General features: G+C 70.1%; 18 protein-coding genes. 10 read left to right on the plus strand and 8 right to left on the minus strand.

Features of this window, described 5'->3' with window-relative positions:
• The first annotated feature begins 21 nt into the window (after positions 1-21).
• A complete protein-coding gene (locus AB0K02_RS09605; RefSeq protein WP_365991794.1) occupies positions 22-2,850 on the plus strand; it encodes an AAA family ATPase in 2,829 nt (942 codons plus the stop codon).
• A 20-nt stretch (positions 2,851-2,870) separates the two neighbouring features.
• On the opposite strand, the gene AB0K02_RS09610 is transcribed toward AB0K02_RS09605, so the two are convergent.
• The 3 genes from AB0K02_RS09610 to AB0K02_RS09620 form a co-directional block, all read right to left on the minus strand.
• Positions 2,871-3,698: a glutaminyl-peptide cyclotransferase gene (locus AB0K02_RS09610; RefSeq protein WP_365991795.1), complete on the minus strand. Its 828-nt coding sequence runs from the start codon at positions 3,696-3,698 to the stop codon at positions 2,871-2,873.
• A 213-nt stretch (positions 3,699-3,911) separates the two neighbouring features.
• Entirely contained in the window at positions 3,912-5,393 is a 1,482-nt protein-coding gene (locus AB0K02_RS09615) for a polysaccharide biosynthesis tyrosine autokinase (protein ID WP_365991796.1), read from the minus strand.
• Between the two features lie 131 nt (positions 5,394-5,524).
• Entirely contained in the window at positions 5,525-6,793 is a 1,269-nt protein-coding gene (locus tag AB0K02_RS09620) for a nucleotide sugar dehydrogenase (RefSeq protein WP_365991798.1), read from the minus strand.
• A gap of 251 nt (positions 6,794-7,044) precedes the next feature.
• Between AB0K02_RS09620 and AB0K02_RS09625 the strand changes: the two genes are divergently transcribed.
• Complete coding sequence (locus tag AB0K02_RS09625) at positions 7,045-8,136, plus strand: GDP-mannose 4,6-dehydratase (RefSeq protein WP_365991799.1); 1,092 nt, start codon at positions 7,045-7,047, stop codon at positions 8,134-8,136.
• 8 nt (positions 8,137-8,144) lie between these two features.
• On the plus strand, positions 8,145-9,182 hold the full coding sequence (locus AB0K02_RS09630) for an MraY family glycosyltransferase (protein ID WP_365991800.1): 1,038 nt from the start codon (positions 8,145-8,147) through the stop codon (positions 9,180-9,182).
• A 254-nt stretch (positions 9,183-9,436) separates the two neighbouring features.
• On the opposite strand, the gene AB0K02_RS09635 is transcribed toward AB0K02_RS09630, so the two are convergent.
• A complete protein-coding gene (locus AB0K02_RS09635) occupies positions 9,437-10,768 on the minus strand; it encodes a UDP-glucose/GDP-mannose dehydrogenase family protein (protein ID WP_365991802.1) in 1,332 nt (443 codons plus the stop codon).
• 481 nt (positions 10,769-11,249) lie between these two features.
• On the opposite strand from AB0K02_RS09635, the gene AB0K02_RS09640 reads away from it, so the two are divergent.
• A complete protein-coding gene (locus tag AB0K02_RS09640) occupies positions 11,250-11,996 on the plus strand; it encodes a class I SAM-dependent methyltransferase (protein WP_365991803.1) in 747 nt (248 codons plus the stop codon).
• Between the two features lie 77 nt (positions 11,997-12,073).
• On the plus strand, positions 12,074-13,195 hold the full coding sequence (locus AB0K02_RS09645; RefSeq protein ID WP_365991804.1) for a glycosyltransferase family 4 protein: 1,122 nt from the start codon (positions 12,074-12,076) through the stop codon (positions 13,193-13,195).
• A gap of 116 nt (positions 13,196-13,311) precedes the next feature.
• Here AB0K02_RS09645 and AB0K02_RS09650 read toward each other — a convergent pair whose 3' ends face one another.
• A complete protein-coding gene (locus tag AB0K02_RS09650) occupies positions 13,312-14,301 on the minus strand; it encodes an NAD-dependent epimerase/dehydratase family protein (protein WP_365991805.1) in 990 nt (329 codons plus the stop codon).
• Positions 14,302-14,306: 5 nt separating this feature from the next.
• On the minus strand, positions 14,307-15,506 hold the full coding sequence (locus tag AB0K02_RS09655) for a glycosyltransferase (RefSeq protein ID WP_365991806.1): 1,200 nt from the start codon (positions 15,504-15,506) through the stop codon (positions 14,307-14,309).
• Positions 15,507-15,702: 196 nt separating this feature from the next.
• Between AB0K02_RS09655 and AB0K02_RS09660 the strand changes: the two genes are divergently transcribed.
• The 3 genes from AB0K02_RS09660 (at position 15,703) to AB0K02_RS09670 (ending at position 18,352) form a co-directional block, all read left to right on the plus strand.
• Entirely contained in the window at positions 15,703-16,617 is a 915-nt protein-coding gene (locus AB0K02_RS09660) for an FkbM family methyltransferase (protein WP_365991807.1), read from the plus strand.
• A complete protein-coding gene (locus AB0K02_RS09665) occupies positions 16,614-17,717 on the plus strand; it encodes a glycosyltransferase (RefSeq protein ID WP_365991808.1) in 1,104 nt (367 codons plus the stop codon). The genes AB0K02_RS09660 and AB0K02_RS09665 overlap by 4 nt, the downstream gene beginning before the upstream one ends.
• Before the next feature lie 71 nt (positions 17,718-17,788).
• A complete protein-coding gene (locus AB0K02_RS09670; protein WP_365991809.1) occupies positions 17,789-18,352 on the plus strand; it encodes a low molecular weight phosphatase family protein in 564 nt (187 codons plus the stop codon).
• 46 nt (positions 18,353-18,398) lie between these two features.
• On the opposite strand, the gene AB0K02_RS09675 is transcribed toward AB0K02_RS09670, so the two are convergent.
• Positions 18,399-20,240 (minus strand): DUF4012 domain-containing protein, encoded by a 1,842-nt coding sequence (locus AB0K02_RS09675; RefSeq protein WP_365991810.1) that lies wholly within the window; start codon positions 20,238-20,240, stop codon positions 18,399-18,401.
• Between the two features lie 1,718 nt (positions 20,241-21,958).
• Entirely contained in the window at positions 21,959-23,374 is a 1,416-nt protein-coding gene (locus AB0K02_RS09680) for an O-antigen ligase family protein (RefSeq protein ID WP_365991811.1), read from the minus strand.
• Positions 23,375-23,885: 511 nt separating this feature from the next.
• Between AB0K02_RS09680 and AB0K02_RS09685 the strand changes: the two genes are divergently transcribed.
• Together AB0K02_RS09685 and AB0K02_RS09690 are read left to right on the plus strand one after the other, a co-directional pair.
• Entirely contained in the window at positions 23,886-25,064 is a 1,179-nt protein-coding gene (locus tag AB0K02_RS09685; RefSeq protein ID WP_365991812.1) for a glycosyltransferase, read from the plus strand.
• A gap of 229 nt (positions 25,065-25,293) precedes the next feature.
• Positions 25,294-26,046, plus strand: coding sequence for a hypothetical protein (locus AB0K02_RS09690; RefSeq protein WP_365991813.1), 753 nt, complete (start codon positions 25,294-25,296; stop codon positions 26,044-26,046).
• The last annotated feature ends 95 nt before the right edge of the window (positions 26,047-26,141 follow it).

Consider the following 26,141-nt stretch of genomic DNA (forward strand, 5'->3'; position numbering starts at 1 on the left):
CCGGAGGGTGGTGGTGGGCTCATGACATCGGCCGCATACCGCGCCGAGCCGGTCGGCCGCGCGGAACTGCTCGCCCGCCTGGACCGTGTGCTGAGCACTGGTGGCCGTGCGCTGCTCACCGGTCCCCCGGGAGTCGGCAAGACGGAGGTCGCGCTGTCCGCCGCCGCACGCGCGGAGGCGCGGGGCGAGACCGTGCTCTGGCTGGCCGCGCTGCCGGCCGACCGCGGCATCCCCGGTGCGGCCGCGGCCGCGCTCATCGCCTCCGTCGCCGCCCTGCCCGCGCAGGGTCCGGGCCCCGAGGGGGACGTCCTCGCGGACCTGCCCGGCCCGCAGCGTGCCGCCGTCGCCATGCTGTGCCGTGAGGCGCCGATGCCGGACGGCGGCTGGGACCCGGTCGCCCTGCGTCTGGCCATCGCCCGCATCCTGCGCACCGTGGCCGCGCGCGGGCCCGCTCTTCTGGTGCTCGACGGCGTCCAGTGCATCGACCCGGCGAGCGCCGATCTGCTCCGGTTCGCGCTCCGTCTGGCGCCCCCCGGACTGAGGGCCGTCGCCGTCGACATCCCGGCCGCGTACGGCACGGGCGGCGACCCGTCCGACGGGGGGACCGGACCACGAGCGACGGCGGAGCCGCTCTGGGAACCGTCCGAGGCCGATGTGCTCAACGTGCCGCCCCTGCAGGCCGACGAGATCGCCGAACTCCTCATCCACCACCGGCTGCCCGCCCGCATGGCGGGCCGCATCCACAAGGCCAGCGGCGGCAACCCACGGCTCGCGCTGGCCGTAGGCCGCTCCCTCGCGGACGCACGCACACCGGTGCACCACGCCGAGTCCCTGTCGCTGTCGGGGCGCGCCCGGGACCTCGCCCGTGCGCTGCTCGGCGCCGTCCCGCCGGACGTCCGCGCGACCCTCCTGCTCGCGGCGCTCGCCCTGCGGCCGTCGGCCTCGCTGATCCGCCGGGCCGGGCGGCCGACCGCCGAGGCGGATCTGGCGGCAGCCGAACGCGCGTCGCTGATCCGGCTCACGGAGGACGGCACGGTCGCCTTCTCGGCCGGCCTCCTGCCCTCGACCCTGGTGCACGACGCCTGCTGGACCGAGCGCAGCTCGGGCCACGCGGCGCTCGCCGGGGTCGTCGACGACCCGGTCGAGGCCGTACGGCACCGGGCACTGGCCACCGACGTCCCCGACGAGGGGCTGGCCGCGGAGGTGTCGGCCGCCGCGGAGACGGCGCGGCGGCGCGGCAACAGCACGCTCGCCGCCGAACTCGCCCTGCTCGCCGCCGAGTCCACGCCGGGCCTGCACGGCCCGCAGCGCATCGCGCGGCTCGTCGACGCGGCGGAGGAGGCGGCCCGCGCGGCACGCGCCGACCTGGCGATGCGTGCGGCGACGGACCTGCTGGCTCGGGACGCGTCCCCGGCCGACCGGGTGCGGGCCCGGCTCGCGGTGCTGGACACCGCGGGTCAGGGGCTGACGGACCTCGACGAGATCTATGTCCACGCGATGGAGGACTCGGAGGGCGACACGGCGCTGCGCGCCGCCGTGCAGCTGCGGCTGGCGGTCAAGTACGTGCTGGCGGACGGCGATCCGGTGCGTTCACGCGCGGCGGCCGTGGAGTCGGCCGCGCTCGCGGCGTCGGTGGGCGACCGTGCCACTGCGGCCAAGGCACTGACGGTGCAGGCACGCATGGACCGGGTGCTCGGATCGCCGGACGCGGAGCGCGTACTCGCCGAGGCGCGCGCCCTCGAAAGGGTGGAGCGCCCGCTCGGCGTCCGCAACGCCGCCCAGATCCTGACGATCCGCCATGCGATGTTCGACGACCGCCTCACCGATGCCCGCGACCAGCTCGGGGCGCTGCTGCCGCTCGTCGAACGCCGCGGTTCGGTGGAGGACGCCATCGAACTGTTCCGCACGCTCGCGGAGGTCGAAGCGCGGCGGGGCCAGTGCTCCGCCGCACTCGCACACGCCGGACGGTCGCTCGCCCTGACGCTGGAGGCCGGGCTGTCGCCGGGTCCCGCCTGGTACGCGCTGGCCCTCGCCGAGACGGCCGGCGGAAGTTTCGCGCGTGCCGCCAGTTACGCGCGGCGCAGCGCGCAGGCCTCGGAGGAGGAGGGCGACCACGTCTTCCTGTCCCGCAGCCTCTACGCGCTGGGCCGGGTCCAGTTGCTCTCCGGTGACGTCGCCACCGCGCTGGAGACGCTGCGCCGGGTGCAGACCGGCGAGCATGCCCAGGCGACCGTCGACCCGTCGATGCTGCGCTGGCACGAGGAGCTCGCCGAGGCCCTGGTCGCGGTCGACGCCCTGGACGAGGCGGAGGCGCTGCTCGCGGACGTCCGCCCGGTGGCCGACCGGCTCGGCCGCACGACGGTGCTGCTCGGCTGCGACCGGGCGCATGCCGTCCTCCTCGCCGCGAGCGGCTGCCCGGACGAGGCGGCGTCGCTGCTGACGGAGGTCGCCGAACGGTACGGCGCGGCAGGGCTTCCGCTGGAGCGCGGCCGGGCGCTGATCACACTGGCCCGTGTCGAGCGCCGCCGCCGCAGACGGTCGGCGGCCGCGAGCGCGCTGCAGGCCGCTGCCGCGGTCTTCGAACGGGCGGGCGCCACACCGTGGCTGGCACTCGCGACGGAGAGCCCGACGCCCCCGGCGGAGACGGTGCCCCCGCGGGGCGGCGCTCTGTCGGCCCTCACCGACGCGGAGCTGCGACTGGCGAGGCTGGTGGGCCAGGGAGCGAGCAACCAGGAGGCGGCGGCGAAGCTGTACCTGAGTGTGAAGACGGTGGAGGCGAGGCTGACCCGCATCTACCAGAAGCTGGACGTCCGCTCCCGGGCCCAACTGGCGACGGCGCTGAACAGCTGAGGATGTCCCCGCCATGGCGGCTACCCCTTGCCGGCCGCCGCGGAGACGAACGAGACCCGGAACATCTTGGGCCACCACTTGCCCGTCAGCAGGAACTGCTCGGTCCCGGGAACCGCGGCGATGCCGTTCAGGACGTCCGCGTGCCGTCTCTCGGCGTCGCTGAGCAGTGCCGGTACGGCGATGTCACCGGTCACCTCACCGGAGCCGGCGTCGATGCGTACGATCCGATCGGTGGGCCAGACGTTCGCGTACACGATGTCGCCGACGCATTCCAGCTCGTTCAGCCTTCCCACCGGCTTTCCCCGGGCGGTGACGGCGACCTCGCCCCTTTTCTCCAGAGTCCGGGTGTCCCGGAAGACGAGCCGGGAGGTGCCGTCGCTCGTCACGAGCCGATCGCGGTGCCGCTGGTGGCACACCCCCCAGCCTTCCCCCTCGTACGGCACCCGGCGCAGTTCCTCCAGCGTTCCGGCGTCCCGCTCGATGGCGACGCCGTTCTGCCAGGTGAGCTGCCACAGCGTCGGTCCCATGACGGTGATTCCCTCGGCGAACAACTCCTCGGGCAGTTCGGTGCGTTGTGCCGGCGGGGCGCCGGGCCGACCGGTCCGGATCGTCGAGCGGCCGGGCAGGCCCGTGCTCTCGTAGAGCTTGCCGTGGGCCATCTCCAGGCCCTGGGTGAAAGCCGTCGGATCATGAGGCAGGGTCTCGACGACCCGCACCGTCAACGGCTCGACCCGTGCCGCTGTCTGCCCGGACATGCCCCGTCGGTTCTCCACGGCTCCGTCGCCCGTGTCGCACGAGCCGACGAACAGGGCGACGGTCGCCACGGGGACCAGGAACGCAAGCCGCATGGCTGCACACTGGCACACGGGCCCGGCCGGCTCGGGCGTGCCCGCCGGACCGGCCGGCGGCGGTCGTCCCAATGGCGCAGCCGCCCGTACTGCATGTCCGCAGCAGGCGGGCGCCCAGCACCCCCGAAACGGCAAAGTCCGGCGACGCCCTGTTGGGCATCGCCGGACTTCACGGGACGGCACGGGCCGAGGGCCGTGGCCGCCCGTCCGGTTCTACGACCGCGTCCTGGCCGACGTCGACGCCCTGTCACCGTCGGCGGACGGTCCACGGCGGGGGACCACGGACGCCAGGCGCGTCGACACGAGCGCCGACAGGCGGCCTGCCGAGTCGGGCTTCGGCTGGTAGCGGTACGCATAGCCGTGCGCCTCGCCGTCGCCTCGTGCCGGAGCCGCGTTCAGGACGGCTCCCAGTACGGGCACGTTGACGCGTTCGAGGATGCGCAGGGCGTCGAGTACCTGGCCCCTGCTCGTCCGTCCGGCACGTGCGACGAGCAGGTAGCCGTCGACGGCCTGCGCCATCGCCGGGGTGTCGGCGAACGGAAGCACCGGAGCGGTGTCCACGACGATGTGGTCGAAGTCCTCGGCGAGGTCCTGCAGCAACGACGCGAACTTCGCACCGCCGAGGATCTGGGTCGGGTTCGGCGGGATCATCCCACTGGTGAGGACCGAGAAGGACCCTGCCGACTGCAGCACCTCACGCACCCCGGCCCTGCCCACCAGAGCAGTGGTCAGCCCGGCGTCCCTGACCAGGCCGAGGGCCGAGTGGACGGAGGGACGGCGCAGGTCGCAGTCGATCAGGCACACCCTCGCCCCTTCCTCGGCGAGTGTGGCGGCGAGGTTGACCGACACGCTGCTCTTGCCCTCACGCGGCAACGGGCTGGTGACGGCAATGATCTTCGGCCGTTTGCCCACTTCGGCGAACTGCAGATTGACCCGCAGCTTCCGGAAGCCCTCCGCACGGGTGCTGTGCGTGTCGTCGCGCAGGGAGACCGGGCGCCGCGAGGCTCGCGAGTCGTGCACGATGCTCGACAGCACAGGTGGCCCGCCGGCGGCCGCCAGGCACTCGGCCAGGGCCTTGGAGTCCCGCATCGACGTGTCCACGGTCTCCAGCGCGACGCCGATCCCCAGGCCGAGGACCAGGCCCACGGCCAGGCCGAGTGCGACGTTGAGCGTCGTCTTCGGTGACGAAGGGGCGGACGGCACGCTCGCGGGCTGGATGACGGTGAGCCGCACCGGGGACTCGGTCGTGTCCCCGTTGGGACTTTCCAGCTCCCTGATCACCTGGGCGAAGCGGCCGGCGACGGCATTGCTGATCCGGGCGGCTCGTGCCGCACGGGTGTCGGTGACCGTCAGATGGACCAGCACGGTGTTGACCGGAGCCTCGGCCGAGACCCGCGAGCCCAGTTCGCTCGGCGTCATTTTCAGCTTGAGGGCTTTCACGACCGGTGTGGTCACCTCAGGACTCGCCACGATGTCGGCGTACGACTGAACTCTTGCCTGGGTGAACGAGTTCCCCTGGTTGAGCTGGGACGTGTCGTCGCCGCTTTGAAGGGTGGCGAAGAGGGTCGTCGTCGCCCGGTACTCGGGAGTGGCAAGGCCACTTGCGAGGACACCCGCCGCCGTTCCCAGCAAGGCCATGAGGGCAATGACGCGCCATCGGCGGGAAAGGACTCGTAGGTATTGATGCAAATCCAAGATCTTCCCCGATCGGAGCGATTAATTGCACAGTCACCTTAGGGTCGGCACCGAGAATTTCAGACGCACGGCGTGCGTGTTCGGCCACTCGGTACCCTCAGTACTCCTCCGCGGAGTACATCGACGTCTTCTCAGAGGCGCTCGGCGGCGCCTGAACGGCAGCGGTTGCAGGCGTCGAACACGTAATGGGCCACACGCTCCACCATCGCGTAGTCGAAAGCGTCGTGATCGGTGGCGACGACCACCGCGTCGGCCGACGCGACCTGTTCCTCGGTGAGTTCGACACACAGAATGTCCGGGGGCAACTGCGAGGGATCCACATGCGGTTCCACCGCGAGGACGTGTGCGCCGAGTTTCTGGAGTCCCTGGGCGACGGCGAGCGAAGGGGATTCCCGGATGTCGCCGGTGTTCCTCTTGTACGCGAGCCCGAGGACCAGGATCTGGCTTCCGTTGACCGGCTTGCGCCGCGTGTTGAGTCCTCTGGCCACCCGCAGAACCACATGATCGGGCATATGGCTGTTGATGTCGTTGGCGAGTGACACGAAGCGGAAGTCGTGCTGCAGTGCCTGTTTGACCTGCCACGAGAGATACGACGGGTCGATGGGCAGGCAATGACCGCCCACGCCGGGCCCGGGCAGAAAGCGCATGAATCCGAAAGGCTTGGTCGACGCCGCGTCGATCACTTCCCAGATGTCGATGCCGAGCGGCCTGCAGAACATCGCAAGCTCATTGACCAGGGCGATGTTCACATGACGGAACGTGTTCTCCAGGAGCTTGGTCAGCTCCGCGGTGCGCGGTGAGCTCACCGGGACGGTGCGTTCCACCACATCGTCGTAGAAGTCCTGGACATGCCGCAGGGAGACGTCGTCGATCCCGGAGACCACCTTGGGTGTGTTCTCCAGCCGCCAGGTCCGGTTTCCCGGATCGATCCGTTCCGGGCTGTACCCCAGGAAGAAGTCCTCGCCGGCCCGAAGTCCGCTGTGCGCCTCCAGCAGCGGGCGCACGACGTGTTCAGTCGTGCAGGGGTACGTGGTGGATTCGAGGATCACCGTGGCGTTCGCCCGCAGGTGCGGCGCGACCGCCTCTGCGGCGCTTTCCACGTAGCTCAGGTCGGGCGCGCCGTTCTTCAGCGGCGTGGGCACCGTGATGACGCACACGTCGAAGCCCGCGGCATCCGCGTAGTCGGTACTGAGGAGGTAGCGGCCCGAGTTCAGGGCGGCCAGGAGGCGGGCGGACGTGACGTCCTCGGCGAACGATTCACCGGCCGCCAGGCGCTTGACGCGCATCTCGTCCAGGTCGAGACCCACGACGTTGTGCCCGGCCTCGACCACACGGATGGCGAGCGGAAGACCCACGTACCCCTGGCCGACGACGACCACCCTTTTCGCTGACACCGACACGTCTGACTCTCCTCTCGCCTGCCGAATGCTGCGATGGAATACGCGCCATGTATGCCAGGCTCACCCCGCCATGTTCCGGGGAGTGACACCGCTTCAGGCAAACAGAGTCATCCTGTCCTCTGAGCGGACGTGCAAGTGGACTAACCTATGAATCAATTCACACTGTTCATGCCGTTCCGGGCTATCGTTGCCCTGCGTCGCCGGTGGACATGACCCTGGCAATGCCCCACCCACAGACATGGAGTGACGGCGTGACGGACCATCCGAAGTACCTGGTTACTGGTGGAGCCGGATTCATCGGCTCCCATCTCGTCGATGCACTGCTGGCCCGTGGCGAGCCGGTCGTCGTACTCGACGATCTCAGCACTGGACGCCTGCAGAACCTTGCCGGCGCACGCAGTCACGGACACTTCCAGTTCATCCACGGCTCCGTGCTCGATGCGCCGCTGGTCGAAAAGCTGGTAGGTGAATGCGACCGGGTCGTGCATTTGGCCGCAGCAGTTGGGGTGAAGCTCATCATGGAGCAACCACTGAGGTCCTTCACCGTCAACACCAAGGGAACCGAAAACGTCATCGAAGCGGCGTACCGCCACGGCAGGCCGGTCATTCTCGCCAGCACATCGGAGATCTACGGCAAGAACTCGTCGGGGCCGCTGACCGAGATGTCCGACCGCATTCTGGGAAGCCCCTGCGTGCCGCGATGGTCCTACAGCACGGCCAAAGCGGTGGACGAGATCCTTGCCGAGCTGTATCGCCGTGAGTACGGACTGCGTGCGACCATCGTGCGCTTCTTCAACACTGTCGGCCCCCGTCAGAGCCCGGCCTACGGCATGGTGATTCCGAGATTCGCCCGACAGGCGGTACAAGGTGAACCGCTCACCGTCTACGGCACCGGTCGGCAGAGTCGCTGCTTCCTCCATGTGCACGACGTGGTCGCGGCACTCCTCTCGCTGATCGACCGTCCGGAGGCCGAGGGAGAGACGTTCAACATCGGAAGCGACGAGGAAATCAGCGTTCTCGATCTCGCCGCACGCATCATCAGGTGCGCGAAGAGCGCGTCGACCGTGGAGCGTGTCTCCTACAACGAGGCGTACGGACCGGGCTTCGAGGACATGGACCGCCGGGTCCCCGACACGACGAAACTGAGGGCCCTCACCGGCTGGCGACCGCGCCGGAACCTCGACGACATCCTCACGGACGCCGTGGCGGACGCCTTGGCGGACTGCGCGGCGGACGCCCGTGGTGAAATGCCGCAGCAGGAGCCGGCTTCCCGTCACACGGACGGAGGACACACCGGTGACACCGACGGACGGGCGACGGCGGCGAGTCCATGTCCGGTTTGAGTCCATGGATGGTGACGGCACTCGCGGGGCTGGTGTCTCTGGCCGTCGCCGCTCTGCTGACCGAGCCCCTGCGTCTCCTCGCCGTGCGGCGCGGATACACCGACCAGCCCGCGGCACGTAAGGTGCATGTCTCCCCCACGCCGTATCTGGGCGGCATGGCTGTCGCAGTGGCGACGGCGGGCTCCGCGAGTCTGGTGATGTACGCCGCGGGCGGCAGTGACTCAACCCTTGGCGTCGTGCTCGGATGTGCCGCTGTGATCGCCGTGCTCGGCCTCGCCGACGACCTCCGGCCGCTCAGTATCCGGGTGCGGCTCTCCGTCGAGGCGGCTGCGGCGCTCGTGGTCGTCGTGTGGTGCGGCCATCCCGTGCTCTTCGGCACGTGGGTCGACGCGGTCCTCGCCGTGATGTGGATCCTTTTCACCACCAACGCGTTCAATCTGCTGGACAACATGGACGGCGTGGTGTCCACGGTGACCGCGGTCATCGCGGCATTCCTGTGCTGCGCCGCGCTGACTGCCGGACTGGTCGGCATGGCGGCGGTCACCGCCGCCCTCGCCGGGGCCTGCGCCGGATTTCTGTTCCACAACTGGCACCCGGCGCGCATCTTTCTCGGTGACGCGGGCGCGCTCTTCGTGGGCTTCCTGGTGTCGTCCGCGAGCATGACCCTGCACAAGGACAGCACCGCTCTCTCCGGATACGGAAGTCTGCTGCTCATCACGCTGGTGGTCACCGCGGACACGGGATTGGTCATGGTGGCGCGACGCAGGGAGGGGCGCCCTGTGCTGCAGGGCGGCAAGGACCACATCGCCCATCGGCTCCGGCAGCTGGGGCTGACGGTTCGTCAGGTGGCGGTGGTCATCGGAGGCTTCGCAGCGATGACGAGCCTGACGGCCGTGCTCGTCATGCTCAAGGCCGTCCCGCAGCCGGTCGTGCTGATCAGTGTGGTCGCCGTGACCGCCGTCGTCTGGCTCAGGCTTCTGCGAGTCCCCGTGTACAGCGCGGTCCCCGCGAACAGCTCTGAGGCCAGCCGGAGCGGGACGGCGTGATCGGCTGGGGGGACCGGGCAGCGGCCCGCGAGGCCCGCGCACACCGGGCTCCCACCGCCCCGTGAGAGGCCACACCTCGACGGAGGCGACTGCACGATCCGCCGGCTCGTCGCCTCCATCGGGTTCTTCTGATCCACCACGCCCCTCAGGGCATCATGCCTCCACCGGCTCACACGCGGCCTCGGCCCGGCCCGGATCTCCTTCACCCGGCACTGTGAACGCCGCCCGCCAACCGGATACGGTCCGCCACCTGGTCAGCTGCTGCAGCAGCCCGCGGGGCGGCCCAACTGGCGAACGGTCCATCCGGCCGTACGCCACTCGTCGGCGTCGATGACGTTGCGGAGGTCGACGATGACGGACTCCGCAGCCAGCGTGGTGAGGTACTTCGGGTCAGCGTCCCGGAACTGCGGCCACTCGGTGGCCAGTACGACCAGTTCCGCGTCCTTGACGGAGTCGTCCATGTCCTCGTGGTAGTCCAGTTCAGGATGGCGGCGCCTCGCGGTGAGGACTGCGTGGGGGTCGTGGACCGTGACGGTGGCACCGCGTTGGTGCATGAGCACGGCGATTGCGAGCGCGGGCGACTCACGGACGTCGTCGGTACCGGCCTTGAAGGCGGCGCCCCAGACGGTGACCCGTACACCCTCGACCGGCCGCCCGATGGTCTCTTCGATGAGGCGGAGAGCGGCGGCAGGGCGGGATTCGTTGACCTGTTCGCCGGCTCGCAGGAGTGCTGCGGCATCGTCGGCCCCGAGGCTGAGGGCGGAGGCGGTGAAGGCGCGGATGTCCTTGGGGAGGCAGCCTCCTCCGTATCCCGGACCGGCGTTGAGCCCCCCGCGGCCGATACGGGGGTCGAGGCCGATGGCCTCGGTGAGCTGCTGGACGTCCGCGCCGGCGGCAGCGCACATGTCGGCGACTCCGTTGATGAAGGAGATCTTCATGCCGAGGTAGGCGTTGGCTGCGCCCTTGATCAGTTCAGCTGTGGCGGGAGTGGTGACGTACAGCGGAACCTGGTTCTTCAGCAGCGGGGCGTAGATCTCCCGCACGACGTCCTCGGCGTGGGCGGAAGGGACGCCGGCGACGATGCGGTCGGGGTGCAGGGTGTCCTCGACGGCGTGACCCTCGCGCAGGAACTCCGGGTTCCACACGACCTCGACGTCCTCTCCCGCAGGGGCAAGACGTGCGAGGAGGCCGGCAAGGTCGCGGCTGGTTCCGACCGTGACCGTGGACTTCCCGATGATCACGCAGGGGCGGGTCAGGTGAGGTGCCAGGGAACGAGCTGCGCCGAAGACCTGGCCCGTGTCGTAGCTGCGGCCTTCGGCGTCGATAGGAGTGCCGACCGCGAGGAAGTGGACGTCGGCGAAGGCGGCGGCCTCAGCCATGTCGGTGGTGAAGCGGAGCTGTCCGGAAGCGGTGTGGCCGGCCAGCAACTCGGGGAGGCCCGCTTCGTGGATCGGGCACTCGCCTGCGTTGAGCCGGTCGACCTTCGCCTGGTCGAGGTCCACTCCGATGACCTCGTGGCCGATCTCGGCCATTGCAGCGGCGTGCGGGATACCCAGGTGTCCGCAGCCGATGACGGATACGCGCATGGTGCCGACGCTCCTTTCCCTACTCCCACCCGGTCTGTCCGGGTCGGTCAGGGCGCCAGACTAATGGCATTTTCTCCCATTCCTGGGTATATGCCCTGGTAACAGGATGGTTTGACGCTCGGAGTGGGGTGTGAGGCCGGCCCTGCAGGCAAGGCCGCGCCGGCAAGGACCAGGAACACGTCGGTCTCCTCAGACACCTGATGACCTGTGGGAACGGGTGGCTGCCGCCAAACCCCTCCACCAACTCCCCTGCCCTGTCATCTGCTTGAGGGGATCCACGGCTCATCACCAAACGATCAGCCAATCCCCTGTCGCCTCGCGTCGCATGACATATGCCTCTATATCGGGTGTTACGTTGTGAAACGCATCAACACAACGAGAAATCGAGGAGGTCGCCGTGGGCCGAGCGTCGACGGTTCGTCGATGGGTCACGCACTCCGGCGTGGGGCCTGTCGCATCAGTGGTGAGCGGATATCTCGCCATGCGGACCCTGGGAACCGGCATCCGGCGGTACACGGCGCCGGCCGTCATGGACTTCACGCGCACCGGAGGGTCCGTCGTCACAGCAGCAGCCGCCTTCCTCGAGAACCTGGGCTGGGGGCCCGAGGAAGTCAGGCAGGTCCTGGCCGAGTACCCGGAAGTCGCCGAACGGCTGTCCCGCCGCTACGCCGAGATCGAACTCTTCTACCCCCAGACCCACGGTGTGGAGGCCGAGACCAGCGCGGTCCTGTACGGGCTCGGCCGCCTGCTGAAGCCGCAGACGGTCGTGGAGACCGGTGTGGCCGACGGCCGGTCGTCGTGGCTGCTCCTCGCCGCGCTGGAACACAACGGCACGGGCGTGCTGCACAGCTTCGACATCAACCGCACCGCCGGCCGGCTGGTCGGCAGGCACCCGCAGTGGCAACTGGAGATCCTCGACCGCCGGAGGCCCGAGTCGTCACTGAGCCGGGCCCTCGGCGACGTCGGGAAGATCGACCTGTTCTTCCACGACAGCGACCACCTCTACCTGCCGCAGCTGTTCGAGTACGAGCAGGCCTGGCAGCGGATGACGGCCGGCGGCGTCATCGCCAGTGACGACGTCAACTGCAGCAGGGCTTTCCTCGACTTCTGCGGACGCCGCCGTCAGCGGCCGGCCTTCCTGTTCGACTCCAGGAAGATCACCGGCGCGGTCCGCCTGCCGGGAGTGCCTCAGCGGCACGAGGCCCAACTCGAGCGGTTGGGTCAGTGACCGGCGTGCCGTACGGCAGGACACACCGCTCAGCGAGCTCCCCAGGGCCCGCTGAGCGTCCCCGGCTCGTCTATGTGGTGCCCCACCTGACCGACGACGAGTCCGAGCACTTCGCACACATCCCGGCGTTGCTGGCGGCACTGGGTCGACGCACGGACGTCGCGGCCGCTGTCGAGCGCGGAACACCTCCGGCGCGACTCGCGGGAGTCCGGCTTCTGCTGCGCGTCCCCGGCCGGAGCCTGATCGGCCGGGTGCTGGGCACCGCGCTCACGGTCCACCGCCTGTCGCGCGCCGGCTACCGGACCTACTTTCTGCGCTACTCCACCCTGTTCCTGATCGTCCTGATTCTCACCCGCCCGCTGTACCACCACCGCATCCTGCTGTGGCGCAGCGGGTTGCCCGGCGTTCGGGCGCCCGAACAGCGCCGGACCGTCCGGCTCAGAGCCCACGAACTGATCAACAAGATCACGGCCCGGCTGGTGCACTGCCTGGTCACCGGACCGGAGACCATGGTCCCTTTGATGGCCGACATGTGGGGAGTGCCTCGGCACAGGATGCGGCTGCTCTACAACGATGTCGACGCCGGACGTTTCGCCCCTCTCGAGCGCGTGGCACGCGACAAGGCGCGGGCACAACTGGGGTGGGCCGAGGACGAGTTCGTCGTGCTCTTCGTACACCGGCTGTCATACCGCAAAGGTGTCCGCCTCCTCGCACCCCTGGTCGACATGGTCTCCGACGCGCCGGAGGCCCTGGCCTCGGGCGTACGGGTCCGGCTCGTCGTCGCCGGAGACGGCCCGGAGCGGTCCCGCCTCGAGCGCGAGGCGGCCGACCCGGTGCGGAGCAGCCGTATGCAGCTCCTGGGCGCAGTGCCCAATCGCGACCTGCCACGGCTGTACGCGGCGGCGGACGCCGTCGTCATGCCCAGCTACGAGGAGGGCTTCCCGCGGGTGCTGCTGGAAGCGATGGCCTCCGGCACACCGGTGGTGACGACCGATGCGGGCGGTTCAGCGGATGTCGTGGGTACCGGCTACCCCTATGTGGCGTCGGTCGGTGATCTCGACGCGCTGGCCGGACACCTGCGGTCGGTGATGGCCACTGACCCTGGGCAACGGCACGAGTTGGGGCAGCGTCTGCGACACCGCGCGCAGAGCGAGTTCTCCCCCGATCGGGTGGCCGCGATGCTGCACGGGCTCCTGTGAGGGCGTGCAGCCCGGGCATCGTCCGGGCTGCACGTCTGCATCGGCTCTGCCATTGCAGCCACCGACCGCGAGCTGACGGCAGCGGGCTCGAACGGCAGGGCCTCGGCAGGGTCCCGTCAGGCCACGTCCACCGGAACGGGCTCGGCGGGCTGCCGCCCCGCACCCCGCGCCGCGTAGCCCGGGAGGGAGCGGAACCAGGTCACCGTCTTCGCGAGTCCCTCCTTCAAAGGCACCTGGACGACGTCGGGGAAGAGTTCACGCAGCAGGTCGTCCGCCGCCTGGGAATCGCGGACGTCCCCCGCCCTCGGCTGCTCGTGCCGGATGTCGGCCGGCAGCCCGGTGATGTCCATGAGTTCCCGGGCGAGGTCGAGAACGGTGATCCGGGTACCGAAGGCGAGATTCACCGGACGGTCGCAGGAGACCTTGCGCATCACCGCGTCGGCCAGCACCCGGACGACGGTTCCGACATAGGTGAAGTCCCGGCTCTGCAGTCCGTCCCCGAAGATCCGCACCGGGGTGCCGCGCAGCATGGCGTCGACGAAGGCCGGGACCACAGCGGCGTACGCATGGCCGGCCGGCTGCAGCGGCCCGTAGACGTTGAAGAAGCGGAACGCCAGGGTGGGCAGGCCGAACGAGGCTCCGTAGGCGAGGACGTACGCCTCGGTGGCGAGCTTGCTCGCGGCGTAGGGGCTCAGTGGCCGCGTCGCCAGATCCTCGTGCTTCGGCAGGACCTCGGTGGCTCCGTAGACCGATGAGGACGACGCGGCGACCACGTGGACGCCCGCCCGCCGGCAGGCCTCCAGGACCCTGAGCGTGCCGGTCGCGTTGACGTGATGACTGGCGACCGGGTCGGCCAGCGAGCGAGGTACGGACGGGCGCGCCGCGAGATGCACGACGGCGTCCATTCCGGGCACGACGCTGTCGAGGAGTCCGGGGTCGAGGATGCTGCCCTCGACCAGTTCCACGTCGGTGCCCGCGAGGTTGGCCGCCGAGCCCGTGCTCAGATCGTCCAGGGCGATGACCTTGCCGAGGTTCGGGCGCGACACGAGCTCTCGGCACAGGTTGGCGCCGATGAACCCGGCACCTCCGGTGACTAGGACGTTCACTGTGCTCACCTTTCGGACGAGGGTGCGGTCCACCAGCCGCGGGCGACGGCGATGGAGGTGTAGAGGGCCTGCGTGTCCGCCACCAGGCGCTCTTCGCCGAAGCGCCGGGTGGCGAAGGCACGCGCCTGCGCCCCCATTTCCCGGCGCAGCTGCGGGTTGCGCAGAAGCGTCACCGTGTGGCGTGCGAGGTCGGCGGTCCGCGGTGGGGCCAGGAGGCCTGTCGTTCCGTTCTGCACGACCTCCGCGACACTGCCGACGTCGGTGGCCACGGTCGGCAGCCCGGCGAGCCCGGCTTCGATCAGACTCACCGGCATGCCTTCGTTGTCCGATGTCAGCAGCACCACGTCGGCCGCGGCGTACACGGTCTCGACGTCCGCGCGCCAGCCCAGCTGGTGCAGCGAGTCGCCGAGTTCGGCGACGGCTTCCGGATCCGGCCGGAAGTCTCCTGCTCCGCACACCACGAAGTGGGCTTCCGGTACGGCCCGGTGCACCTCACGGGCGACGGCGAGGAGACGGTCGGGCCGTTTGATCGCGGTGATGCGCCCGACGTACGCGACCACCGGGCACCCCTGCGGGAGTCCCAGCAAGCTCCTGGCCTCGGCGGGGTCGGGCGCAGGGGCGAGCCTGGTTCCGGGTGGAACCACCGTGTATTGAGCGGCCTTTCCGATACCCGCGGCGACGAGATCGTCGCGTACCCGCCCGCCCACGGCGACCAGACGGTCGGTGAGGGCCGCGAGTCCGCGTTCGGCGCCCACCACGACTTTGGTCTTCGCCGGCGAGAAGTAGCCGTGCAGGAGGTGGCCGTGAAAGGTGTGCACTCGTGCGGGCACCCGGGCCAGTACGGCGGCGGTCCGGCCGAGCGCGCCGGCCTTCGCCGTGTGCGTGTGGACGATGTGGGGCCGGAACCGGCGCATGGCTGTCACGAGTTCGGCGAGGCAGCGTGCGTCGTCCGAGGGCCGCACGGCACGCCCCAGGCCGTTGATCCGTTGCACGGGGAGACCGGGCGCGCGCTGCTCCAGATGGTCCGCCTCTCCCGGACCCACGAATCCGGTGATCAGACGATGCTCGAACCGCTCGGGATCCATGCCGCGCATGAGTGCCGAGACCTGCACGGCCGGACCGCCGATGTTCATGCGGGCGATCACCCTCATCACGCGCAGGCGAGGAATTCCGGAACCGCTGATTCGCTGGATGGCGGGCGACATGTGCCGATATTAGGCGGAGTGCAGCCCACTTTCTGTCAAGGGCATGAGAAGCCCGCGTGGCGGCCCCCGGCGCGCCCGGTCGTGCCGGATATAAACGGCACAGACCCAGCCGGGTCTCCTCGTTCAGGAGACGGACGGCAAATGCACTGCCCATTTGCGTCGGAAGCAGGAGCCCATGCCGACTACCGTGCAGGAAATGCTCAGACTGATCTGGAACCATCCGGCCAACCGGGGCCGGCGCCCCAGGGCTTACGCGCGCATGGCGCTGTGGCAGGCGCACAAACGCCTGGTGGGCAGGCCCTTCGACCTGAAGGTCTACGACGGCATGCGGTTCCGGACCCATCCTGACAGCACTCAGGTGGGCCGTCTGCTCTATTTCGGCGGCCTGCCCGACTTCGAGGCCATGACCTTCATGAAGCGCTATCTGCGCCCCGGTGACGGATTCATCGACGGAGGCGCCAACGAGGGAATCTTCACTCTTCTGGCGGCCAAAGTCGTGGCGGACATGGGCGAGGTGCACGCATTTGAGGCTCACCCGGTCTATGTGCAGAGGCTGCGCGAGAACGTGGAAAACAATCGGCTGAGTTCCGTGTCGGTGCACGAATTGGCGGTCGGAGAGAGTCCCGGCACGCTGCCCTTCGTGCTGCGCGGGACCGGTTCCCGGATCCGGACCCCGGAGGACGTCGGCGAGGTCGTGTCCGCGCGGGTCGTACGCCTCGACGAGACGCTGCCGGACCGCTCATGGGCGATGGGCAAGCTCGACATCGAGGGCGCCGAGCACTGCGCGTTGCGCGGAGCGGAGAAGCTGCTGTCCCGTGCCGACCCGCCGGTGTGGTTCCTCGAACTCGTCGATCCCTTCCTCGCGCGGTTCGGTTCGTCGGTCCACGAGGTGCGCCACTGGCTCGGGGACCACGGGTACGAACTCATGCACTACGAGCCCTGGCTGGACCGGTTCGTCCCCGGCCCGGGCACCCGCGGGCCTGATGTCTTCGCGGTCTCGCGGGAACGCCTGCCGGAGGTCGAGGCCCGGCTGCGCGAGAGCCGAGGGCGGGGAACCGGCCCGTTGCCGTCCCGGGCGCGCAGACGCGGGGCGCGGCGGGTGGCACGGTGACGACGGCCCGGATCTGCGAGGTCATCAAGTCACTCGACGTGGGTGGCGCCGAGGTCCTCCTGGTGGAACGGCTGCGTGGCGCGCCTCGCGACAACCGCGCCTACACCGTGGTGTTCCTCCGTGCCTCCACCGAGACGCTCGCCGATGAGCTGCGTGCCTGCGGAGTGAACGTCGTCGATCTGCGGTCCGTCCCGCGATGGTTGCGCTACGTCCAGCTGGTCCGTGTCGTACGCAGGCAGTCCCCCGACGTCGTCAACGTCCACTCCCCCGCGCCGGCGGCTCTGCTGCGCCCGTTCCTGCGTCTGATGCGCCGCCGTCCCCTGCTGGTCTCCACCGTCCACTCGGTGTGGTACCGCCCGCTCACCATGCTGCTCGACCGGTCGACTCGCTGGCTGGACGATGTCACGGTCGCCGTGTCCCCGCAGGTGGCGCAGGCACGTACGGTGCGCGGAGCGCGCCGGGTGCGGACCCGGATCCACGGCGTGGACGTGGCCGCACAGCGCTCCTGGGCCCGACGCGCCCAGGACGTGCGCTCGGAGTTCGAGATTCCCGCGGACTCCTTCGTCTTCGCGTGCGTGGCGAACTTCCGTACGCCCAAGAACCACACGCTGCTCATCGAGGCGGCGCAACAGGTGCTCGCCCGGCGCCCCGAGGCACTCCTGGTCCTTGCCGGCGACGGCCCCCTGAGGGAGCAGGTGCTCGCGGAGGTCGACCGGCGGGGGCTGCGGGAGCGGGTCCGGTACCTGGGTGCGGTCGCGGGAGCCAACCGTCTGGTGGCAGCGTCGGACGCACTGGTGCTGTCCTCCTCGTACGAGGGCCTTCCCGTGGTGGTCATGGAAGCGATCGCGGCGGGCGTGCCGGTGGTGTCCACGGCCGTCGGCGGTGTGCCCGACCTGGTGCGCGACGGCGACAACGGCATTCTCGTGCCGCACGGCTCCCCGAGGCGGCTGGCAGAGGCGATGCTGCGGGCCATGCGGCCCGATGTGCACGCGGCACTCGCCGCCGGTGCCCGCGCCGGCGCCGAGGCGGTGGATGTGAAGGCCACGACAGCGTGGTTCGACGAACTGTACGCCGCCGGGGCGGGCGGCGTACGCGGCTGATGGACGGCGATCTCGTGTCAGAACGTACGGGCGTAATGCTTGGCAGTGCCTCTCCCTCCGGCACATCACGTGTGCCGGAATTCCATGTGCTGACCGTGTGCACGGCCAACCTGTACCGCTCCCCGCTCGCCGAGTGCCTGCTGAGGGAGCGGCTGGCCGCGGTGCGGGAGGCGATTCGTCTCAGCAGCGCGGGCACGCGTGCCGTCCCGGGCACTCCGATGGAGACCGCGGCCGCTTCCGCGGTCGTCGCACGGGGCGGGGAGCCGTCGCGGGCGGGGGCCCGCCGGCTGACGGCCGGGCTGGTCGAAAGCGCGGACCTGGTGCTCGGGGCGGGGGTCGAGCATCGTGAGGCGGCGGTGCGCCTGGCGCCTGTGCGGGCGTTGTCCCGTGCCTTCAGCCTGCGCGAGTTCGCCCGGCTGGTGCGGGCGGAGGACGGCGCGGATCTGGTGGATCCGGCCGCCAGGTTCGCCGCGCTCGTCGCGGGGGCCGCGGCGAGGCGCGGCGCGGCCACGGCGGACCCGACCGATGACGACGTGGCCGACCCGCTGGGGGGCAGCGAGGCACTGGCACGGGAGTGCGTGCGGCGTATCGAGGATTCGGTGGAGCGCATCGCCGTGGCGATGGGTCTCGGCTGAGAGGTGCGTCCGCTGAGAAGTATGCCCGCGGGGAGGTGTGTCCGGCTCAGGCACCGCAGGCAGGGTAGGGCTCCACGAGGGTCCGCAGCGGCGTGACCAGCGGCTGCCGCAGGATTACCGGCGCACGGTGACTGACCGGCTCCACGAGCCGGAGCGTCACGGTGCGGGTGCTCTGCGCCGGCAGTTCCACGTCGGCGGTGTAGACGGGGTGACCGCGCTCGACGCCGCTGTGCAGCATCGCGGGACGGCCGTCGATGGTCAGATCGGTCAGTCGTGCGCCCTCGCTGGCGTAGTAGGAGACCAGCAGCCTGTTGTCACCGGGTCGCGTCGGGTAGGACGGTTTGTCGCCGCGCTGGGTGACGTACGCGGGAAGCCCTGTGGCGGGGGCACGGTTGGTGAGTGTGATCCGCGCGGTGACCAGCCGCCCGTCCCGGGTGCAGCGGCCCGGGGTCCAGCGCAGCTCCCGGTCCAGGTAGTAGTCGAGCTTTCCCCCCGCGGCGTTGTTGACCACCACGCCGGCGAAGGGATCCGGCGTCGACGGAAGCGCACCGCTCAACGGGCGGGTCATCAGCAGCCGTTGCTCGTCCTCCCGGGCGCTCCAGACCTTCAGGCGTTCCTCCGCCATGATGTCGTACGTGCCTCTGAGCAGTGCGGTGAGCCGCTGGGGGTCGCCCAAGGCCTCCATGAGCGACGTGGCCGCCGTACGCGCCACGTCGAGGAGGAACTGCTTGCGCTGCACGCTGTCCGGATAGCGCGCGTAACCGTCTCGTTCCGCGAGGTCCAGTGCGTTGTCGGCGGTGAGCTCCGTACCGTCGGGCATCCGCGCGGGACCGGTCGCCCGCAGCAGCCTCGCGAGTCCGCTGGGGTCGAGAGCGATCACTCCGTCCACCCGTTCTCCGCTGTGGTCGTACCAGGCTGCCGACCAGATGCGGGCCGCATGGGGAAAGTGCGGGCTGATGTTGGAGTTGGCCCAGGTGCCGACGGGGTCCATGCGCGCGTACTGGGCCTTGTACTCGGCCCCCAGATCGATCGAGGGCTCGGCATCGGCCAGCATCGTGTCGGTGCCGAAGGTCTCGAAGCGCGGTTGCCCCTGCTCGACGGTGAGTACGGCGAACGCTCCGGGCAGTCCGCCCGTGCCGCGCGCCTCGGCGGTGTTCTGGAAGACCACGAGATACCGCCGCTGACTGTCCGCGCCCAGCATGGGCGGCACCACACGTGCCGCCACGGCTGCGTCGGTCATCGCCGGGGCGATCCGGTCGAGCCGGCGCACCAACTCGGCCCGCGCCTGGTCGGCGGCCCCCACCCATGTACGGGACGGCAGTTCATGGGTGTCGTCTCTCGTGTCGGCGGCCACCTGTGCCGCCCGCTCCAGTTCAGGAGCCGTCTTGTCCAGCCGGGACAGCATGGCCTCAAAGCCGTCGCGCGAGTCCTTGCCGCCAGCCGCCATGGTCACGACCGGAGGGAGCACATCGCTCGTCAAACGGTGGGCGGCATGCGTCACACCGCGCACCGTGGTGAGTGGCCGGCCGAGGAGAGGTACCTCCGCGGCGACGTACCAGGCGGGGCCGGAGGTGAGGCGATGGGCCCGGGCGGCATGCTCTGCCGCGGATCGCATCGCCGCCTCCGGATCCGCGGACGATGGCGCGCCGGCCGTCTGTGCGGCCTTCGGCGCGGGCCCGGAGAACGAATGGCGCAGCGCGTCCAAGGAACGCTGGGCGGCGAGGAGTTCGGAGCGGGCGATCAGGGCGGTGACCGCGATCCACCCGGCCCCGGCCAGACACAGCAGCACGGCCGCCCCGACGACGTAGACGACCCGCCGCCGGAACGACGGGGGTGCTGGATCGGCTTCGGCCGGCCGGCCGAAGCCGGTCCATCCCTTTCGCTCCACCCAAAAGCGCGCACGAAGAGCCCTCATCGGAGCCGCCGGTGCAGGTTCGACGGTGCCTCACACGAAGTGAGCGAGGCGGAACGCCGTCTCGACGGGGTCGTCATCTCTTCACGCTCCTCAGATGAGTTCGGTCGGTCCCTTGCGCATCGCGGCCCTTGCGGTCCTCCGACAGATGCATACATAACCCCCGCGTGGTGCCCGAGCGGTCCGCCTGCCCGAAACCACCGGATGGCGTAAGGGCCCACCCGTGCTCCGATGTGAAGGGGCCGCACGGGAGTGATGTTGCTGCATCGGAGTGGTGCAGGAGGGACACACACAAACAGTCGGGATGAGAGCCCTGAGGGCATGCGTCAATACCCGGAAGGGGCGTTGAGGAGCGTACGGAGTGCTGAAGGTGCGACGAGGCGCGTGCAGTGAATCGCGAGATGTGGTCGCCGTAGGGCTCGTCGCGGTCGGCCCGCTCATCGGCGGTCGCACGCTCGCCGTGAGCCTGTGAAGCCGTCGCGGCCGGTCGGCGAGCGCCGGGCCTGGAAACGCCACCTGCGGACCTTCAGCTCGCTGACCGTTGCCGGCCAGGTGGAGGCGGTACTCTCGTTCGTCACCACGGCCGCGCTGGTGCGGCAGGTCGGCGGCGCCGACGCGGGACAGGTGCTCTTCGTCCAGTCCGTGGCAACGGTCTGGTTCCTGCTGTGGGACCCCCGCCTGGAAGACGCGCAGCAGCGGTTCGTACCTGCCGAGCAGTTGCGTGGGGCCGGCCGCGGCACTCAGCTCTACCACCGGCTCGTCCGCCTCGACTTCGCCACCGGGCTGCTGGCCACGATCGTGGGCGTGGTGGTGGCCTTCGCTGCCGCTGCCACCGGATGGCTGTCCGCCGAGCTTTTGTGGCTACTGATCCCCGCCGTGCTGGGAGCCGGTGTTGCGACACCCGCGGGAAGCGCCTCCGCCGGCTACGCGCTCACCGGCCAGCTGTTCCGGCTGGGCGCTGTACGTCTCGCGGTCGCCGTGTTCGGATGTGTGGTCACGCTGACTGGGCTGCTGGTGGCCGGCCCCGTCGGGTATCTGACGGCGACCGTGGTCACGGGGCTGGTCTCGACGGTCGTGCTCACCACCGACGCTGTCCGGCGCGTGCGCGAGGCGTGCGGTCCGCCTGCCGCCGAGCCCGTCGCACTGCCGGCGGGCCTCATGCCGTTCCTGGTCAAGACATCGGCGACAGGATCGGTCTCCGCTGCTTCGGAGAGCGGCGTTTCCGTGCTCGCCGGAGTGTTCGGGGGGCCCACACTGGTGACCTATCTGAAAGTGGCGACGTCGATGTCCCGCTTCTTCCTGAGCTTCGTCAGCCCCGTGGCAGCACAGCTCTATCCGCGCCTGGCGCTGGCCGGAGCCCATGGACGCCGTACGGCGGTGACGAAGGACGCCCTCCGCTCCAGTGTCCTGACCGGAGCGGTCGGGGCCGTGGCTGTGGCGGTCGCGGCTCCCCTCACCGGACTGCTCCTGGGCCTGGTGTACGGCGCCGAGTACACGGCGCTGTCGACGGCGGCGGTGGTGCTTCTGGCCGGGGCCGCGCTGCGCGGGACGGTGATCTGGGGCAAGGTGCTGCCGGCGGCCCTCGGGTTCCCCGGCGTCCGGCTGGCGTTCCTGACTGCCGAGGGTGTCTGCCAGTTGGGCATGCTGGTCGCCGTGACCCAGCTCTGGGAGGGCCCGAAGCACATGGCGCTGGCCTACGCCTCGGGTTCGCTGTGCCTGCTGGCGTTGAGCACGGCGTGCTGGTTCCTCGTGCTGCGGGTGCTCGTCAGGTCGCTGCCGCACGCGGGTCCGTCGACGGCCCCGGCCCGCGAGCCCACGGGAACGACGTCGGCATGAGGGGCATCGGCACCCGCCGTCGTCCGTGAGGTTCCTTCTCCTGCCGTCGCCACTCGGTCCGACGACTTCAGTTCATCAGCTGCCGGGGCCAGCCCCATACCCGCGTAGGCGAAGAACAGCAGTGTCAGCGTGGACCCGGCATACAAGGTCATCTCCGTGAGCGACATCGCGAGCACCGCAACCGTGAACAACAGCGGCGCGCCGCGCCTCGCCACCAGACAGCGGAGCAGCCGGCACAGGAAGAGCGCGAGCAGCAGCACGCCCGGTACGCCCACCGAGGCGAAGACGCACACGAACAGGTTGTACGGAAGGACGTGGTCCACTGCCTGGTAGAGATAGGACGGCACGGCCTGGTCGATGCTGGAGGAGGCATAGCCCCATCCGCTGCCGAAGAGGGGGCTTTCGATCCCGCGACGCAGGCCGGCCTCGATGGTCTGCCAGCGGTAGTCCGCGCTGGTGGAGTTGAGCCCGAAGACGCTGGTGACCCAGCTGACGGTCTGCAGCCCCACCAGGGCGAGCGCCGTGAACACGACGAGGAGCCTGGGCACCGTCACCTTCTTCCAGGCCCAGACGACGAGCACGACGACAGTGGCGAACCAGACGCTGCGGGTCATCGTCAGGCAGATGCCGCCGAGCAGTACGGCACCGACAAGCCACCGCCAGGGCGTCCGGAGTTCCGCTGTCAGCAGCGGACACAGTGCCGCCAGGAGCAGGCCCCCGGTCTGCGCGGGATCTCCGATGTCCAGACCGACCAGCCTCGTCTGGCCCTGAATCACTCCTCCGACGACGCTGACCAGGGCGTAGCAGGTGACGACGACGTAGACCGGCTTCCGGTGCGTCCGGTGACGGGCCACGAGCAGGAACACCGCGCCGTAGACAGCGATCCGGAGCAGCGGGGTCGCCGATGTGCCCGCGTGGAGTGTGGCCAGCAGAGACCAGCCGACGAACAGCGCCAGCCATACGGCGAGAGTTCTGTCGAGCGTCACGTCGCCCTCACGCCGCTGGAGGAGACAGCCCAGGCAGGCGAGCACCAGCAGATCGCGCAGCAGCAGCGGCCCGACGAGCGGGGACTGGAGGGCGGTGAAGCCCAGGCCACTGCCCGTCACGAGGGCTGCTGCCAGCAGCACTTCGGGTGGCAGGAAGAGTGCCGAGAGCGTGATCACGGCGGTGACCGCCACGGGCAGCGGCCCGCCGGGGCCCGCGAAGTGGGCGATCAAAGCCACCGAAACCGTGAGAGCCAGGATCGGCGCGGCCTGTCGCGAAAGTACCGGCATCTTGTTTCCTCCGCCGCAGACAGGACAGCTCCTCGTGTGAGTCCCGCCGAGACGTCGCAGTGCGGACGGAAGAACAATGAGCAGGCGTCCTTGGACATGTCGAGGGCCGAGTATTGCCCCGGCGCGAGCCGTTGCGGATCCGGCGCGCGGAACGGCCTACTCCTCCGGGTGCAACGACGCCCGGGCGGATGTCCGCCGGAGGGGTGTACGGATGGCCCCGGCGGCCCGGTCGCCGGCCCCTGCCGGCGTCGGCCGTGTCAGGCTGTGGCGGCTTCCACTCGGTCCTGTCCGGACGATCTTCGAGGATCGGTCCGCGGCGTCGGATGCGTGGAGGTCTCCCAGCCCCAGCGGCCAGGGGACGCGTCGCAGAGCGACGCATGCACGTTCTGCGTCCACGCAGGACGAGCAGGCTCCCGTTCCACAGTGCCACGACCAGCCGGCCTACTTTGGAGGAAGACATGACCTCTTGGGACGACTCGACGTTCGTCTGGGTCGTGTTGGGCGACCCGTCATGACCGCCGGACTGCAGTCCGCCGGATCCGTGGCCGTCGATCCGGCGCAGCGCCCGGTCACAGTGGTGACGTTCTCGGGCTCCCGGCAGGCGGACGTCCAGGACTCCGCGGACTTCCGCACCTGGGCCGCACTCGCGAGCCGCCTCGGCGCCGCCGAATGCATCTGGGCGGGCCCCGAACTGGAGTGCCGGCGGGGAGCGCTGCATGTGCTCAGGCGCCCGCGGCGCCCGGGGATACTGCGATCGCTGGTCTGGGCGGCCGGGGCGGCACGCCACGGAGTGCGCGTCGCGCGCGCCGCCCTCGGCAGGGGTGACACCGTGGTGATCAACGGAGGTGAACCCTGGGGGTGGCCGTCCGCCTGGATCGTCGCCCGCGCCACGAGGTGTCCGCTGCTCATCGACGTCCACGGGGACCTCCTGGCGCTGCCGGTCGCCGTCTTCGGCCGCTGGCGGCAGATCGTGCTGCGGCGGGCAGCCGTCGCCTTCACCCGGCACGCCGACGGCTGCCGGGTCGTCGCCCGGTCGATGCAGGACGGGCTGGCCCGGCGAGGCATCCCGTCGGTACTCGTCCCGCCGCGGCTGCTGCCCGTCTGGGAGCAGCCGTTGCGGCGGGACAGGCCGCCGCTCGCCGATCCGGAGGTGCCTCGGCTCCTGACGGTCGGCCGGCTCCATCCCTCCAAGGGCCTTGACCTCCTCCTGCCGGCCATGGCCGAGCTCGTGCGAACGCTCCCCTCGGCACGGCTGCGGATCGTGGGGGACGGACCGCTCCGGGCGCAGCTGAACGCACAGGCCGCCCAGCTCGGCCTGACCGGTCATGTGGACTTCCTAGGCGCACGGGGAGTCGACGACATCCGCGCGGAACTGGCCCGCGCCGATCTCTTCGTCATCTCTTCCCGGGACGAAGGACTGCCGCGGACCCTTCTGGAGGCCACGGCCGCCGCGGTGCCGGTGGTCGCGACCACGGTGGGTGGCATTCCGGCCGCCGCGGCGTGCTGGGAGAGCGTGACGCTGGTGGCACCGGATGCCGCCTCGATCGCGGACGGAGTACGACGGGTCCTCGCGTCCCCGCCCAGCGACGAGCAACTGGCCGCGGTACGCGGCGACGTTCTCGCGCAATACGGCTTCGACGTGAACATCGACGCCGTGGCCGCTCTCATCCGTTCCGTCGCGGCCACGTGAGACGGACGTCCCTTGGGCCGCCGGACCACCTCGGGCACATCCCTGGCCGGCCCGCTCCCGCCGAGAACACGGGTGCTCGGGAGAACAGGGGTGACATTGCGCAGAGGCGCCTGTTCCCTGAGCCGGGGCGTGTCTGACCTCACTTCTCGGTTCGAGGCCGTAAGACTTGTCCTCTTGGACGGACAGAGGTTCCGTCCAGCCGGCATGAGATCCGTGGAAGGAATCCACCGTGCGAATCTTTCTCGACGTGGGGGGACACTACGGGGAGTCACTGGACATCGCCCTGGACCCGCGCTGGGGATTCGACACGCTCTACTCGTTCGAACCCTCTCGCACCTGCCAGCGCCTGCTCCGCAGCTTCCGGGACTCGCGGCTGACCATCGTTCCCGCGGGGCTTTCCAACAAGCAGACAACGACGACTCTCTACGGCAGCGGTCTCCTCGGAGCGAGTGTCTACGCGGACAAGACACAGTCCGATGCACGCCCCGCGCAGGAAACCGTCGCACTGCTGCGGGCCACCGACTGGTTGCTGGCCAACACCTCGCCCGACGACGAGATCTTCGTGAAACTCAACTGTGAGGGAAGTGAGTGCGATGTGCTCGAGGACCTGCTCGACAGCGGCGCGATCTGCCGGCTGACGAGCGTGTACGTCGACTTCGACGTAAGGAAGATCCCGAGCCAGAATCACCGTCAGGAACTCGTCGAACAGCGACTTCGTGACGGGCAGGTTCACTTCGTCACCCCCGACACACTGGCCGCGCCAGGCGGCAGCGCCGCGATGCGCAAGTGGCTGACGCAGGAGACCCCGCCGAGGCGGACCGCTTTGCAGGCAGCGTGGCGCTACCGGCTCGGCCTCCACCGGCCACCGTACGTCTGGTCCACCATGGTCGCGAGAAGTGTGTTGCCCGGGCCCCTCTACGAGCAGGCCGCCCGGCGTCTCGGTGCGCAGGCACGAAGGCGCCAGAAGGCGCACAGCGGCTGACAGAGACGTCGACGTGCCGGGCGGGCTGCCGTCTTCTGCTGGTGAACAGCCCAAGCCCGGCAGGGGCACCGAGCTGTTCACCAGCCCGCTTCACC

It is taken from the genome of Streptomyces sp. NPDC049597 (genome assembly GCF_040675505.1).
Taxonomy (GTDB): Bacteria; Actinomycetota; Actinomycetes; order Streptomycetales; family Streptomycetaceae; genus Streptomyces.